The following is a 16,208-nucleotide window of genomic DNA, read 5'->3' on the forward strand; positions in this document are numbered from 1 at the left end:
ACTATCACTTTCATCCTACTGTCAACTACCGCTTTCGCGCCTTCGAAAACCCTATTGCAAATACTCCGACAGCAACTGCAGGATCCTGTCTTTTTCCATCTGCTCTTCCGGACTTAATTCCGGATAGGGCCTTTCTTCCCAAGGATATTCTAAACGCTCTTTCCGAATCTGTAAAAGCAAAAGCTGTTCCGCCCCTTCGCCATTGGATTCTGAAAATGCCTTTACGCCATCAAGAGGCAGGATTTTATTTTTCTCCACCAGCATAGGACTTTGGAAAATGCCTTCCTCCGCCATTTGCAGAAGCATCTCCCCGGCTCGCTCTTCCCTCTCATCATGCAGGAAGCTTTGCTCCAAATACACATAGTCAGTATCGGACCATTTTAAGAACCAGGCAAAATAGAGGGGGGAATCGTAAAGTCCCGGACTTCCTCCGGATCCCTCCACGTCCGTAATGCTTTGCACATTGCAGGGGATTCGATAGCATTCCGGTGTCTCCGCAAAGGCCAAAACATGGTGCCTTGGATTTTTTGCCATTTCCGAAAAGGCGGGAAGGCTTCCCTTTTCTCCTTGATTTTCCAGCTCCACCAGGCCATGGTCATAATAGCCCTTGTTAGCCAAATCAATGGGGGTAAAGCCCACTGCCCCCGCCCAGCTGGTGGTGATGGTAGTAAGAAATGCTGCAAGATAGAAGGGGGAGAAGGCAAAGACTTTTAAAAGAAAAGCCGAAAGCTTGGAGCCCCTTGCATTTTCTTCTTGAGAACTTATTTCCGGAGCACTTCCCATGCTAAAACATAGCAGTAATGCCAGACTTTCCCATAAAATATAGTAATTTCCGTCAATCTGCCAAAGCATCACAAAGCTCAGCAGAGAAAATGACATTATCACAAGAAAGGACAGGGCAAGGGGAAGGTAGTCCCAAAGGTAAGCTTCTCCACTCTCCCCACAAAGAATGGCTTCTCTTCCCAACAAACTATTTCTTCCAAGTAAACTATTTTTTCCAAGTAAACTATTTTTTCCCGGTAAATTATTTCCTCCCGGTAAACTATTTCTTCCCGGTAAGCATTTTCTTCCTAAGGAAAAGCACTGCCATATCCCGAAGACTAAAATCAGCGGAAAAAGCACGCCACTCCAGGCAATGGCCACATGCTCCATATCCTCTCCTACCGGATAAAAAAGGAAAGAAAAGAATCTACGGAAAAAGGAGAATGTACTTTCCGAAAGGGAAAGCTCTCCGCTGTAATCCACATGGGCATCCAAGTTAAAGGGCCAGTTTACATGAAATCCGATAGCCTTGAAAATACCGGTAAAGGTGGTGGAAAAGGGAAGCCCCGTAATCAAGAAAGTCCGAAGGGTAATCAGTCCTGTATAAACTAGAGAAAACAGGACAAAGGGAAGCTCCGAAGTCCATTTCTCTCCCTTCACCTGAATCGTATTATGATTTGTGTTGCTATTTATGCCGGTATTCGCATTGATGTTGATATTTTCTTTCGTATTTGTTTTTGTATTCCTCTTCCCGAAACACTCCAAAAGCATGGTGATGAGAAAAACGATTCCCAGTAGCGTAGAGAAAACCACCGCCGTAGGCTTAAAGCTGTAGCTGAAAAAGAGCAGGAAGCAGCTTTGCAGTCTCTTTCCTTTTAGGAAGAAATACAAGGCGGAGAGCTGCAGCAAAAGGGTGAATAAATCCGTTTTCATGGTAAGGGACATATTCCCCACAGAAGACAGTAGGAAAAAACAGAGTATGCCGATATAAAGCTTCTTTCTGTTTTTTTGAAAATGAAAGAGAAGCAAGCCAAAAATCAGAGCCAAGGCCAGATAAGTCCACAAAGTAAAGGATAAGAGGAACCCATAGCCCGGAAGATAATTTAAGGGATAGGTCAAAAGCTCCAATCCTTTGGGATAGCTGTAAACGCTGTTGATTTGCCCGTGGGCAGAGAAAAAGCCCTCCGGAAACAAAACATACGCACTTCTAAGCCCATAGCGAAGGGAGTCATAATCCAATGCCACATTGCTGCGGTTCATTTGCAGGATAAAAAAGGGAAGGGCAAAAACCAAGGGATACAACGCCCCCTCCTGAAAGTCCTTTTCCAAAAAGGAAAAGAATTGTTTTATGTCTGCAAATATTTGCAAAGGTCTTCCCGTGGTAATAAAGCGAAACAAAAGGGCAAGCACAAAAAACCATAAGCCGGAAACAAGCATTGGCAAAAGCATACGGTGAAGATAGGCGAAGACCAGAGTTGGTAAAATAAAGAGAAGAAAAAGAAAGCTAAGAAAAGCTCTATTGATTGCTTCTCCGGAAGCTTCCCTTCTCAGAAAAACCCCTTTCCCCGGGGCATTCTGCATTTTCCTTTTGAGAAAAAAGCCCATAAGACAAAGGAAGAGATAGGCAAAAAGCCAAAGCATTTCCCGGAAAGCGACTTGGGTTTTCTCTTCTAAAAAACGCTCCAGATTTCCCGAATCACGAAAAAACAGCAGAAAAAAATAAAGGGAAAGAAGACCGATTCCTCCACCGGCGATTGTTTTTACAATGCTTCCTCTTCTTCCCTCTGCCATTCCTATATCCCTTCTACCCTTTTTGTTATACTTTAGCAAATTTTTTACTTGTCGTTAGCGTCTTTCTGTCTTCGATGCTAAATCCCTTATCATTTTGATCAATGCCTTATCCTCTATACCTGAGCATATTGCTAAATATCTTGCTATTCATATTACTGTATTTTAGGCTATTTAGGAGGTTTTTTCAAGACGAAGGATTAATCGAAAAAAATTTCCAAAAGAAACAGGAGAAAGTGCATAAAACCACCCCCTGTTTTTTCAAAAAATAAATACAAATTTATAGAACTATGTTACAATCATAACAATCTACAAGTTGAAAAAACAGAAAGGAGATTTTATGGGTGCAAATTGGATTGTTTGTCTTGTGGTGGTGATTTATCTTCTGGCCATGCTGTTTATCGGCTGGTATTCCTCCACAAAAATCACAAGTAACACGGACTTTATGGTAGCAGGCCGTAGGTTGGGACCGCTGCTGATGGCAGGAACTCTTGCCGCAACGGAAATCGGAGGGGGCAGCTCTCTAGGCGTTGTGCAAAACGGAATGTCCGGCTATGGCTTAAGTGCCGCTTGGTACATTATCACCATGGGAATTGCCTTTGTCATTCTCTCTTTCATGGCTCCCAAGTTCCGAGCCGCCACGGTAAAAACCGTACCGGAGTACTTCAGGAGACGTTACGGAAAATCCTCCGGATTGGTTACTGCCATTATCATGCTGCTTCCTTTAATAGGGCTTACCGCAGGACAGTTTATTGCATCCTCCGTTATTCTTTCCACTATGCTGGGACTGAGCTATAAGCTTTCCGTAATCATTGTTGCGGTAGTGGTAACGGTTTATTCCATTATGGGCGGTCTTTGGAGCGTAACCCTTACCGACTTTGTCCAGGTCTTCCTGATTATTATCGGTATGATGGCGGCTGTACCTTTCGCCCTCTCCCATGCCGGCGGTGTGGAAGCCGTGATTCAAAATGTTCCTAAGGAGAGCTTGAATCTTTTCGCCGGCTATGATTTCTTCGGTATTCTTTCTCTCGTCATTATGTACGTAGGAACCTTCTCTGTAGGACAGGAAGCGGTTTCCCGTTTCTATGCCGCAAGAGATGAAAAGGCGGCAAAGCAGGGAGCTTGGCTTGCCGCACTGTTAAACTTTATTTATGCCTTTATTCCTACTGTTTTAGGATTGATTGTACTGGCACTGATCAACATGGGAAAATTCTCTGCCGATGAATTTGCTTCTGTTGGTGCACGGTATGCCTTACCGATTCTGGCGATTCGCACCATGCCTGCTATCATTTGCGGCCTGCTCTTCTCCGGTGTTATCTCCGCCACCATGTCCAGCTCCGACTCCGACCTTTTGGGAGCCGGATCCATCTTTGCCAATGACATTTTCAAAATCTTCCTTAAGCCAAATGCCAGCAGCAAGGAAGTTATGAACGTAACCAAGATTACCATGGTTTTGGTGGGTATCGCTTCCATGTTTATTGCTCTTTTCAACACCCAGAGCATTGTTTCCATCCTGATGTTCTGCTTTACCCTCCGAGCTGCCGGTTCCTTCTTCCCCTATGTACTGGGACACTTCTGGAAGAAAGCCTCCACGGCAGGAACCATTGCATCTTTGGTACTTGGAACCATTACCGTAGTCTATCTGGAACATGTGTCCAAAGGAATGCTCTTCGGCATCCACTTTAGTCAGGCCATTATTCCCGGACTGATTGCCGCCTTCTTCGGCTTTATGGTTTTCTCCATCCTCATGCCTCCCGCAAAGGAAGGAACAGAGCTGGCGGAGGAAGCAGACGACTAATCCGGACACAGGCTTCCTATGGTAACTAAAGAGAGGGGAAGAACATTGAAGCACTTTCCGACAGATAGCTGTAAAATTGGTGCACGCTCTCGCTAACTTCGCCCTGCGTAATGAAGGACTGTATTCTTTGTAAGGATGCGCTCTGATGCAGTATGGGTCTATAAGAGAGGCATGCTCCCGCTAACCTCGCACTGCGCAGTGAAGGACTGCACTTGTTATAAGAAAACGCTCTGATGCAGTGTAGGTCTATAAATGGGGCACGCTCTCGCTAGCTTCGCCTCGTAGCGGTACTAACTTCAAGCTTCGCTTCACTCGCTTTCAGTAAGTACCGACGGGCTCAGACTACCCCTATTATAGACCTACACTGCATCATTCGCTTCATTTATTGATTTTTACAGTCCTTCCTTCCGCCGGTTTTCTTAAATACCTGCGGGTTCAGATTGCCTCTCTTACAGACCTCTACTGCAATCGCTTCAATTATTGATTTTTACAGTCCTTCACTTCACCGGCTTTCGGTAAGTTTCGACGGGCTCAGATTGCCCCTCTTTCGGACCTATTCTATTGAACCGAAAAATCTATAGTCTCTTCTTTCTTTTTATTCGGAAACGTTGAGTCACGCTCTCAGCGTACCCTCTTTTCCACAGCTATCTGCCAGAAAGCTAAGCTAAACCCTGTTCTGTCCCTCTCTTTTTTTGTATTTGAAAGCGCTGTGGCCGGAGGAGTATCTCTTCCAACACCACCCCTTCTCTTTGAGTGAGTAGCATTTCCACTGCCGAGGCCACATCCTCCGGCAGAAGGTAGCTTCCTTCGTCTCCCACGGTAAAATCCGCATTTCGGTAGAGCTTGGTATCCGTCATGTCCGGTAAAATACTATGTACCTTTAGACCGCTTTTTCTATATTCGGAAAATAGACTTCTAGCGAAGGACAGTAATCCTGCCTTTCCTGCCCCGTACACCGCCCCATAGGTATTTCGTTCTAAAGCCGTCACGGAGGAGATGAATATGATGTGACCCCGATTTTCCTTTAACTCACGCAAAAAATATTGCGTCAATATCATGGGGATTTCCAGATTCAACTCTGTCATCTCTCGAATTTTTGCTTCTTCCACATTTTCCTGCAAGCCATAGTAGGCTACCCCCGCCGAATGCACCAATATAGCAAGCTTTCCCTTTTCCCGAAGGCTTTTTAAAAAGCTGTCCCTTTCTTCTTTCTTCCGTAAATCCAAAGAAATCGCTTGAAAAGAAGGGGCAAGACCGGAAAAATCCCGGCCAATACCATAGACGGTATAGCCTGCTTTTTGCAGGCTTTCCGCAATAGCAAAGCCAATGCCGCCGGAGGCTCCGGTGACCAACGCCAGTTTCTCTTGCTGTTGCTCCTTACACAAATTTTCCAATTTCACACCCCTTTTCTTCTCATGCCCGTGTCTTTTTACAAGCTTCCCCTTAGTTCTGTTTCAGGTCTTAGTTCCTGCCTGCCTCTATTTTTCATTTACACCATCTGCTTCCCGGTTATCCCAACGAAAGATTTTTTCCTTTGGGAGCCTTTCCAGTAAACGGCTATACAAAAAGCCCTCCATTTCTTCCATCAGTTCCTTGGGATAATGGTAGTAACCCCCGGTATTTTCATAGGGAAATTGGGTATGGGGAGAATGGGGCAAAGCCTTTCCCATAGCCTTTAAATAGCTTTCCGAAATCCGAAAGCTTCCCAAACTACAGTCATGAATCTGCTCCATGGGGATTTTTTCAAAAACTTCCTGAAGCAAAGCACCATAGAGCTCCTTCCAACGGGGATGATAAATCATAGGATCAAAGCAAAGCCGTACCAGATAACCTTCTTCCAAAGCCTTTTGAATGGCAAAGATTCGGGAGGAAAGCCTGGCAGTTCCCTCCTCCGCCTCTTCTATAATTTCCTCCGGGGACAGGGTAAAGGCGAAAATCATTCGTTTTCGGCCCTCCGAAGATAAGGGCAATCTTTGCATTTTCCGCCAAAGCCCTTCTCCCCCTGCCTTGGTTCTCACCTCGATACGAAGAGCATTTTCCTGATTTAAAAAGCGGGCAAATTCCTCCACATAGGGATAAATTCCCTCCATCGCCAGCAAATCCGTATCATAGGAAATGCAGAGATACAAGCTTCCCTTCTCCGCTATCCACTTCCTGCAATCGGCAAAATAATCCTCCAGATTTAAAAACATCACCAGATTGCTGCTGGGGTACATCCCCTGCAAATAACAGTAGGCACAGTGAAAGGGGCAATTCATCAGGAGGGAGGTATAGCAAAAATGGCTTTCCGAAAAATCCTGGCATACCACCGCGCCATCATACAGCCTTTGTCCCTCTTTCTTTGCCAAAATCAACTTTCGGCTATGGGACTGGGCAAGCCGCCCCTGTTTCTTTCGATTAAACACATCCTTGTAGTGCTTAATCGGAATGACTTTTGCCTTGGGAAATTTTTGTAAAATCCCCTTGGTTTCCGGGCTCTGCAGCAGGGCCTCCTCCACATAAATATGCCGAAAATGATCTTGATAGGGATAGCTTTTTTCGCATTTTCCTTCCGGCAATGTGCTTCCGGAACGCTCACAAGGGATTGGCGATATAACTTCGGAATCGTTGTCATGAATCTGCAACAGATTACCCGAGCCATTACATTTTACCTGCAAAATTCTTTCGGATAAAATCCATTCCTTCAAAGAGGAAAGGGCTTTTTTCCCTGCTCTTTTATCAATTAACGTAAGCCTACCTTGCTTATCTATATCCTTTCCAACTCCTTTGAGAAGCTCTTCTTTAGCCCCATTTTCGGCATCCTGAAGGGCATCGTTCCCTGCATTCCGTCTTCCGAAATTCCGCTCTAAATACTCCCGGACTTCTTCTGCGGAAATCCCTTGCAGGAAGGCATAACGAAGCAGTCTTTCCAGCTGTTTTTCCATCACAAAGGAACAATGCAAGCTTTCGGAAAGACTTTGAAGCCGCTGCCGAAAAGCAAGCTCCCTTTCCTCTTCCTTTCTTCTCTCTTTGGATTTTTCCTGTAAAAATCCAATGAAACGAAGAACTTTATCCTCTTCCTTTTGCAAAAGAGCTTGCATTCTTTCCTGCCGGGATAAGGGAGAGAAAGACAGTTTTTCTTCATCGGGACTTACCCCAAAATCCGTCACACAGCGAAGAAAAAAGAAATCTTCCGGAGCCAGGTAGAAATTCGCCGCCTGAAATACTGCGGCACTTTCCATATCGTAAAGAAAGGTGTTATCCAATCCGCTAACGCCTTCGGAATCTCCGTGTCTTTCGGAGATGATTTGTTCTTTGGAATCTCCGTGTCTTTCGGAGACGGTATCTCTATTCCCCATAGAATCAAGTTCTAAAATCTTATCTCCTGTTATAAGCCCGGCTTCGGGAAAATCCGGCTTGTATAGTAAATCCGGATAAAATTTGCGACCTGTGCTTTCCTGCTCCAAACTTTGAATCCAAAACCAGCGACCAAGTAAATCTTCTGAAGGCCGCTTTCTTCCTAAAATCGCCGCCGCGCTTCCCAAGGATAGAAGCAAATCCCCATTTTTCGCTTTTTCCTCCTGTAAGGTTGAGGCCACGGATGCGGAAGCATTAATCTGTCCCTGTCCGGTGATGGTCAGGAGAATTTCTTCCCCTTCATACTGCAAAAAGGGAAACGAAGTTTTTCGTTTCCCCAGACTTAGTTTCTTGATAAGATGTTCTACTTCTCCCTTGTGGGCCGCAAAGATATAGACCATTTTTATTCCTTTGTTTTATTTCTCAAGTTTGTTCCTTGGCTTTATTCCTTAGCTTTATTCCTTGGCTTTATTCCTTAGCTTTATTCCTTGGCTTTATTTCTTGGCTTTATTTCTTAGCTTTTCTCCTGTTCCACTCTTTTATAGGCTTCCCTATAGAAATAATCCTGAGAATTCAATCGTTCCTCCGGCATAGGATCCGGATCATGATATAGACCGTCGGAAAGAAGCCATTTTCCTTTTTCCGTATCTTGGAAGCCTAAGTCAAAAATTTTCCGAACCCGGTTCTTATTCTCAGGATCCCAAATGGGTACAGCCACCTCTACCCTTCGAAGGGTATTTCTGGTCATGCAGTCCGCACTGGCAATGTAAAGCTCCTCTTCCTCTCCCTGTCCAAAACGATAAATGCGGGAGTGTTCCAGATACCGGCCCACAATGCTTCGAACGGAGATGTTCTCCGTCTTTCCCGGAATTCCGGGGATGAGACAGCAAATGCCTCGAACCAGAAGCTGAATCACTACTCCGCTTTTGGAAGCGTCAATCAAGGCATCAATAATATCCTTATCCGTAAGGGCATTTAACTTGAAACCGATATAGCCGCCTCTACCCTCTTCGCATTTTTTCTTTTCTCCTTGGATTTTTTCCAAGATGCGATTTTGTAAACCGTGGGGAGCCACCCAAAGAGCCTCCGTAGATTCCACGGTTTCTCCCAAAAGAAGGGTACGGAAAACCTCTGCCGCATCCTTTCCAATGCTTTGGTTTGCAGTCATTAGGCAAAGATCTGTATACAAAGTAGCGGTTTTTTCGTTGTAGTTGCCGGTTCCGATCTGGGTAATGTAGTGGATACCCTGTTCCGTCTGTTTTGCGATTAAGCAAAGCTTGGAATGCACCTTATAATTGGGTAAGCCGTAAATTACCTGACAACCTGCGTCCTCCAGACGGTGGGACATCTCGATGTTGTTGGCTTCGTCGAATCTTGCCCGAAGCTCCACCAACACCAGCACTTCCTTTCCATTTTCCGCAGCTTCACAAAGAATATCCACAATCTGGCTGTGGCTGGCTACCCGATAGAGGGTAATCTTAATGGAAACCACGGAAGAATCTCTGGCTGCGTCCTGCAATAAGCCTAAAAATCCCTTCATGCTTTCGTAGGGGTAGGACAGCATCAAATCCCGACGTTCTACCTGAGAAAGGACGGATTCCCCTTTTTGAATATAAGCAGAGCTTCTGGGGCTGTACTTCGGATAGAAGAGCTCCGTCTTCTCTCGAAGGCTGTTCTGTAAGGTAAAGAGGAAGGACAAATCCAAGGGTGTTCCGCAGTGCAGGATGTGCTTATGGGAAATGCCAAGATGCTCCGCTATTTTTTTCTTCACGGACTTATGCAACTCTCTGGTAAATTCCAAACGTACCGGATTCAAACGGTTTCGCTTCTTTAAAAGCTGCTCCATCATGCCACGATAATCCAGATCCTCATCATAGACATCCGTAGCGTCAATATCCGCATTTCGGGTAATCCGAAGGATGGACTTTTCCTTAATCTGATAGCCGGGATAAAGCTTGGAAACAAAGTGTAAAATCAACTCCTCGGACAACATGTGATAACCCTTTCTTCCGGGAATCTCGATTAATCGTTTAAATACCGGGTTCCAGCAGGGCACAATTCCCAGCTTCTTTTTGCCGTTCTTGCTTTCCAGACGTACCACCGCATAAAGCTCCCGATTCTGTAAGAAGGGGAAGGGCTGGGTCTTTCCCACAATCATGGGAGAAAGGTAGGGACGAATGGCCTGATCAAAGTAAATTTCCAGCTGACTTTGCTCCGCCTTGGACAGTCTTTGGAAGTTAATGATGTGGATGCCCACCGGCTCCAGCTCTCCCATGACCTGCTCATAAATTTCTTTCCGCTTTTGCTCCAGGCGTTGAACCTCTTCTAAAATCAAATCCACCTGTTCCTCACTGCTAAGATCCGTTTTATTGTCCCGGGTAGTTTTCTTAGAACGCATTTGCTGCATCAAGGTACCCACACGCACCATAAAAAACTCATCCAAATTGGTCTGGTAAATGGAAATAAAGGGCAGACGATCCAGGAGGGGTACTCGCGGATTTCCTGCCTCATCTAAAACGCGCTCATTAAATAAAAGCCAAGATAGTTCCCGGTTTTGATACGCTTCTCTTCCTTCCTTCATTTTCCATCCCTCTTTTCTCTCTATAGCGGCAGGAAAGAATTTCCCCTTATCCGGCTCCTGCCTGTCCATATGGCTGTCTCTTCCGTTATGCAGTAAGGTCTGCTTCGTTTCTTTCCTATTCCTTAAAGATAATAAATCTTCCCTCCCCCTCTGTACAGAGGGAAGAGGGAAGAAATTTTGTTTTCTACGAAAATGAAAGCTTCTGGAATGGCGATTTTTCCGCTCTGTCCAAGACATAGCTTAAGCCTTTTCGTTCTTTGCCAAAATCGGCATGATAATTCCTAAAACAGAAAGCACCACCGGTGTGATGATATTTAAAGCCATGGTGAAAGGATCATCGGAGTGCATTCCCATCAAACAGCAGATTGCGGTAAGGGCAAAGCACCATACACCGAAGCCCAGAGCCACTGTATTATTCTTTACAAAGTAATACTCTCTTGGGAACTTGTCTCCGGCCTTTCTTAAAGCAATGTAAGCCACGAATACCCAAAGGTAACGAAGAGGCATACATACGGAGTTTAACTTAGTCAGCTGCTTCAATACCGCTGCCGCTCCCGGAACGAAGGACTGTGCCAGGATGATGGAGCCGGAAAGTACAGCTACCATGACAATACCGTTTACATAGCTTCCTTCCTTGTTCTGCTTTAAGAGCTTCTTGGGGAAGAAAGGACGAGTCTCTTCATTGTCCAAAAGCATACGGAGAGGAGCATCAATACTGATAATCAAAACCGCAAACTGTCCGATTACGTTACAAAGCGCATAAATTACCAGTAAAGTGTCGCCTACGTGATAGTACTGGCCAAGCTTCTGGAATGCCCAGTAGGATCCGTTTGCCGCATAGGAGTCAAACGCTTCCTTACTCTCATTGATTAACGCAGGGTCAAACATCATACCCATAGCGATGGTTCCCAGCATAGCACATACCACAACCATGATAGCCAGAGCAATCATTCCCTTGGGGAAGCCCTTACTGGGGTTCTCTACCTTATTTACATAAGGAGAAATCTTCTCACATCCGCCTACCGCAAATACCAGGATGGAAAGAGAGGTAAAATACTCCAAACGGAAATTCGGGATAAGGTTCTTTAAGCTGAAATCCAAAGAAACATAGTCTCCCTTAGGATTGATAGCCGGTGCCGCAAACATCATTACAATGTAGAGCAGGGACATAATAAACATACTGGAGCCTGCCAAGGTGGCCATCTTCTTCAAGGGGTTTAAGCCCTTGCTGGCTACATAGCAGAAGATAATGAGCAAAGCAAAGGTAATCAACTGAATCATGAGCGTGGGGAGCTTATCATAAAGCTCTGCGCTACGGAAGATTACCCATGACAATGCCTTCAGTCCGCCACTTGGCTTACTGGCAATATAGGTGATGTGACAAGCCCAATAGGTCCAACCTGCATAGTAAGCAAGCTTTGTGCCTAAGGTTTCTCTAATCCAGGAGCTTACACCGCCTCCCGCATGCTTGAAGGCAGAGCCCAGCTCTCCTACCATCAAAGCGTAGGGGACAAAATAAAGGGCAAACATGAAAATCCAGCTGAAAATAACCTGAATTCCGTTGAACCATACGAAGCCGTTGGTTACGTTTCCAAATCCCCATACTGTGGAAAAGGCCATAAACGCCAGCATTTTCCAACTAATTTTTTTCTGATCCATACTTATTCCTCTTCAATTCTAATTGCTGAAATCGTGTCACGAAGCTTTCGTAACACAGGTTGAGCGATTTTTTCCTCCGGCCCTGTTCTCCATTTTCAGTTCCAAAGAAAAATCTTTTTACGAAAAGAGAATTTCGTAATTTCCGTCACCCCGTCCCAAAACGGAGGAGGAGAAAAACAGCTTAGCTACTTCCACCATGTATCCGGTGTCCTTCACCCCTGCAGTTTCGTAGGGGGAGTGCATAGCCAGCTGGGCCAAACCGATGTCCACCGTATTCAAGGCTACTTGACTGTTGGAAATGTTTCCAAGGGTAGAGCCTCCCAACATATCGGACCTGTTGGTGAAAATCTGGAAAGGAACCTTTGCCTTTTCGCAGAACTGCTTGAAAATGGCACCGGAAATTCCATCCGTGGTGTACTTCTGGTTGGCACTGTACTTAATGACAATTCCCTTATTGATATAAGGACGGTTTGTGGGATCCGCCTTATCCGGCTGGTTGGGATGTACCGCATGGGCATTGTCTGCAGAAAGCAGGAAGCTGTTCTGCAAAGCCTGCAAATACTCGTCTTCGGTCTTTCCGAAGGCACGAATAATTCGCATTAACACATCCTTTAGGAAGGTGGAAGCTGCGCCCTGCTTGGTACCGCTGCCTACCTCTTCATTGTCATAGACACAATGAACCGCCACGCTATGCTTTGGCTTTGCGGCAAGGATTCCCTGTAAGGAGGAAAATCCGCATTGCAAATCATCCAGTCTTCCGCTGCAAAGGTACTCTTCCTTTGCCCCTAAGATGCTGGCCTTTTCCCTGTTGTAAAGGAAGAGGTCCGTATCCAGGATATCCTCCGGCTTAACTCCCAGTTCCTTTCCGATAAATTCCAGAAAGGCTCCCTTCTCCTGGAAGGAGGAAAATAAAGGCAGCATATCCTTTTGTGCATTGAAGGCATAGCCGTCGTTGACTTCACGATTCATGTGAATGGCAAGGTTCGGGATAATCATTAAGTCTCTGTCCACATTTAAGAGCTTAGTCTCTACTCCGCCCTTTGTCTTGCAAATGACTCTTCCCGCCAAAGACAGCGGTCTGTCCAGCCAGGGGGAGCAAATCATTCCGCCATACTTCTCCACATTCAGCTTCAGATACTCCTTGTCAATCCCGATTTCCGCATTGGCCTTGATTTTGAAAACCGGAGAATCACTGTGGCTGGCCATCATCTGGAAGCCTTTGAAGTCCCCCTTGGGAAGGACAAAGGCAATTAAAGCAGATCCATTCCTTGTCACATAGTACTTTTCTCCTGCCTTCAGTTTCCAGGCCTCTCCCTCATAGAGAGCTTTAAAACCGCCCTTTTCCAAAGCCTGCTTCATATTTTCCACAGCAAAAAAGGCATTAGGACTTTGGTCCAAAAAGTCCATTAATTTACGGTTTATGCTTTGTTCTTCTTTGTCTATCGGCATATAGACTCCTTTCTAATCTTGCAAGAACCGGTGGTCACTGAAATACATCGTGACACCCGAATGGCATTATACCGTAAAAGCCCGGACAATGAAATACTGTCCGGGCTTTTCTTTTATGCTATTTATGCAAAACTATTTGTTGAATGCTGTTTCTATTTATTCAAAACTATCTGTTCTGAGAAATAGCTTCCAAGCAATTTGACAAAGGAGATATTATAGTGCAGCTTCTACAGCCTTTCTTACCTCTGCCATATCTGCGGTGGGCTCAAAGCGGGCAATAACATTTCCCTTTCTGTCCACCAGGAACTTGGTAAAGTTCCACTTAATCTCCGGATTCTTCTCATAGTCCGGATCAATCTTGGGAAGCATATCCCGAAGAAGATCTGCCATCTTGCCTTCTCCGAAGCCCTTAAAGCCCTGCTGCTCCTTTAAGAAACGATAAAGAGGAATCTGGGTTTCTCCATTTACATCCACCTTCTTCATCTGAGGGAACCGGGTATTGTAGTTTAAAGTACAGAACTCATGAATTTCCTCATCCGTTCCGGGAGTCTGTCCGGCAAACTGATTGCAAGGAATATCCAGAATCTCCAGTCCCTTGTCGTGGAATGCCTCGTACATCTCCTCCAGCTCTTTGTACTGAGGAGTAAATCCGCAGCCTGTTGCAGTGTTTACTACCAATACTACCTTTCCTTCGAAATCCTTTAAGTCCTTCTCTCCGCCCTTGGTGTCCGCTACCTTGTAATCATAAAATCCCATAAAAAACTCCTTCCTAATACTATACTAACGTTCTATTTGAATTCTCTTCCGTCTTTGGCTTTTTGAAAGATTTTTGACAATTCAATTTTTTACAATTTTTATTGTAGTGAGGGCAAACTTCCCTGTCAAGGAAAAGAATCTAAAAATTCAAGAAAGTCTAAAAATCCTCTATGCCTATACTTTTTCTCCAAATGTTGCAATCGCAACAAACTTTATTTTTTCTCTTTGCTATACTTTGCTCAGATTCAGAATTTATAAGTCAGAGTTTACAGGAGGATAAAATAATGGCACAGATTACTAGTGATATGTTGGTAGGACAGATTGTAAATGAGTATCCCGTATTAATTGATACTTTACTTGAGGCAGGAATGCATTGTCTGGGTTGCCCAAGCTCCCAGATGGAGTCCTTGGAGGATGCTTGCATGGTTCACGGATTAAACCCGGATGCTCTTGTTTTGGCATTAAACAGTAAGTTAGGAGAGGTAGAGGCGTAATGAGTGCATTTTTAGGGCCGATTCATTATTGGTTATACAACAAGATCCAGCTTCAGGAAGAGCTGATTAAGGATATTGTAGCTTACGGCGAAAAAGAGCAATGGAAGGCTTTTGCTGATGGAAACTTGGCTGAGAAAACGGTAAACAAAGAGTTACGTCCTTTAAATGAATTGATTGACGTAATGAACATTCACGGATGGTTGCAGGAAAGAGTGCAGGATGCGGAAGCTCGCTATGCTCTTTTGGTTACAACTGTTCTTGCAGAGGACAGTTCCCGTCTTTCTTCCTTAGAGGATATCGCCTTTCAGTTTGGACAGAAGCACGCTTTGGAGGCTGACTCCGATGCCAGCGACGCTTACAGAAAGATTGACGATTCTCTTTTAAACGGTATGCCCTGTGACAGAGTTAATGTCTTAACAGAGCAGGATGTGGATAGAACCTCCTGGCAGCAGGAAGAGGATATTCATGCCCCCTTCTGGGAGGCCGTTTCCGGAGATCCTAAGGTTTACTATCAGTTGAGAAGAAAAATTATGGAAGGTATGTTAAAGGATACCAAACTCCATATGGATTCTTCTGATGAAAACCATTACAGCATTTACAGATAAAGGGAAATGCTGCCGGTTCAGATTAAAGGCTGGCGTAATCCCATAGCACCGGCGATACTATATATTTATAGGAATCTTTTATTGAGGGGTCATCACTTTGAAGAAACCCTTCTCCTATTACTATTGCAAAAATTTCAGAAAATACGAAAAGAGGAAGTTTATGAATCAAAGTGTAATTCTTATGGAAGAAGACCATGCCAACATCAATAGAGCTTTAGGCGTTATCCGTAACATTTGTCTGCAGCTGATGCAGGGAGGGGAAGTTCCCGATGAGGATTTCCGGGAAATTATCGAGTTTGTTCGGGAATATGCGGATAAGCATCACCACGGTAAGGAAGAGAAATTCCTCTTCCCCGTGATGGTAAAGAAGTTGGGACCTGTAGGAGACAAGCTAGTAACTCACGGTATGCTGGTGGAGCATGATTTAGGAAGAGCGGATGTTTTATCATTAGAAACCGCCCTGAACGAGTATAAGAAAAATCCCCGTCTGGAGTTAAAGCTGGACATCTTGTCCTATGCTATGGCTTATGCTCACTTATTACAGCTTCATATCGAGAAGGAAAACAGTGTGGTATATCCCTTTGCGGAAAGAGGTCTAAGCGAAGAAGATTTCAAGGAAATCAATGAGAAGAGCCAGATTTTCGAGGATGAGCAAACTGCCAAGGGTGTGCAGAAGCATTACCTGGATATTTTGGAGAAGTTGGAGAAGAAATATCCGGCAAGTGCACAGGCGTAATATCGAAATTAGAAAAAGATGAGCTGTGAAAAATCATATCGGTTTTCTATGCAATATAGGTCTAAATTGGGGCACGCTCCCGCTAACCTCGCCCTGCAGGGGTACTAAGCGAAAAACTTCATGCTATTCGTTTTTCGTAAGTACCCGCGGGTTCAGATTGCCCCATTTCAGACCTATATCGCTGAAAACCTGCTTAATAATCTTGATTTTTTATAGCTTCTTTTTTATTTCATCGGATATCACG

Annotated in this window: 11 protein-coding genes; 4 read left to right on the plus strand and 7 right to left on the minus strand. The window is 44.7% G+C overall.

Going from position 1 to position 16,208, the window contains the following annotated elements:
- Nucleotides 1–51 precede the first annotated feature (51 nt).
- Entirely contained in the window at nt 52–2,553 is a 2,502-nt protein-coding gene (locus RYO92_RS02980) for a hypothetical protein (RefSeq protein ID WP_315369447.1), read from the minus strand.
- A gap of 337 nt (nt 2,554–2,890) precedes the next feature.
- On the opposite strand from RYO92_RS02980, the gene RYO92_RS02985 reads away from it, so the two are divergent.
- The gene (locus RYO92_RS02985; RefSeq protein ID WP_314634517.1) at nt 2,891–4,348 is read left to right on the plus strand and encodes a sodium:solute symporter family protein; all 1,458 of its coding nucleotides are present in this window, start codon (nt 2,891–2,893) and stop codon (nt 4,346–4,348) included.
- Nucleotides 4,349–5,007: 659 nt separating this feature from the next.
- Here the strand turns inward: RYO92_RS02985 and RYO92_RS02990 are convergent.
- From RYO92_RS02990 to RYO92_RS03015, 6 genes are all read right to left on the minus strand, one after another.
- Nucleotides 5,008–5,748 (minus strand): SDR family oxidoreductase, encoded by a 741-nt coding sequence (locus RYO92_RS02990; RefSeq protein WP_315369448.1) that lies wholly within the window; start codon nt 5,746–5,748, stop codon nt 5,008–5,010.
- A 78-nt stretch (nt 5,749–5,826) separates the two neighbouring features.
- Nucleotides 5,827–8,085 (minus strand): spore photoproduct lyase family protein, encoded by a 2,259-nt coding sequence (locus RYO92_RS02995; protein ID WP_315369449.1) that lies wholly within the window; start codon nt 8,083–8,085, stop codon nt 5,827–5,829.
- 113 nt (nt 8,086–8,198) lie between these two features.
- Complete coding sequence (ppk1, locus tag RYO92_RS03000) at nt 8,199–10,265, minus strand: polyphosphate kinase 1 (RefSeq protein WP_315369452.1); 2,067 nt, start codon at nt 10,263–10,265, stop codon at nt 8,199–8,201.
- A gap of 240 nt (nt 10,266–10,505) precedes the next feature.
- Nucleotides 10,506–11,924, minus strand: a complete 1,419-nt coding sequence (locus tag RYO92_RS03005; protein ID WP_183684398.1) for an APC family permease — start codon at nt 11,922–11,924, stop codon at nt 10,506–10,508.
- Between the two features lie 117 nt (nt 11,925–12,041).
- Nucleotides 12,042–13,373 (minus strand): M18 family aminopeptidase, encoded by a 1,332-nt coding sequence (locus RYO92_RS03010; protein ID WP_183684397.1) that lies wholly within the window; start codon nt 13,371–13,373, stop codon nt 12,042–12,044.
- A 213-nt stretch (nt 13,374–13,586) separates the two neighbouring features.
- Nucleotides 13,587–14,129 carry a glutathione peroxidase gene (locus tag RYO92_RS03015; protein WP_315000198.1) on the minus strand — a complete coding sequence of 181 codons (543 nt, stop codon included), beginning with the start codon at nt 14,127–14,129 and terminating at the stop codon, nt 13,587–13,589.
- A 284-nt stretch (nt 14,130–14,413) separates the two neighbouring features.
- Between RYO92_RS03015 and RYO92_RS03020 the strand changes: the two genes are divergently transcribed.
- The 3 genes from RYO92_RS03020 (at nt 14,414) to RYO92_RS03030 (ending at nt 15,964) form a co-directional block, all read left to right on the plus strand.
- Nucleotides 14,414–14,623: a DUF1858 domain-containing protein gene (locus tag RYO92_RS03020; protein WP_315369450.1), complete on the plus strand. Its 210-nt coding sequence runs from the start codon at nt 14,414–14,416 to the stop codon at nt 14,621–14,623.
- Nucleotides 14,623–15,228, plus strand: a complete 606-nt coding sequence (locus tag RYO92_RS03025; protein ID WP_007158057.1) for a hypothetical protein — start codon at nt 14,623–14,625, stop codon at nt 15,226–15,228. The genes RYO92_RS03020 and RYO92_RS03025 overlap by 1 nt, the downstream gene beginning before the upstream one ends.
- Nucleotides 15,229–15,388: 160 nt before the next feature.
- Nucleotides 15,389–15,964 (plus strand): hemerythrin domain-containing protein, encoded by a 576-nt coding sequence (locus tag RYO92_RS03030; RefSeq protein WP_304071852.1) that lies wholly within the window; start codon nt 15,389–15,391, stop codon nt 15,962–15,964.
- Nucleotides 15,965–16,208: the final 244 nt, after the last annotated feature.

Source organism: Oribacterium sinus, assembly GCF_963553175.1.
Classification (GTDB): Bacteria; Bacillota; Clostridia; order Lachnospirales; family Lachnospiraceae; genus Oribacterium; species Oribacterium sinus_B.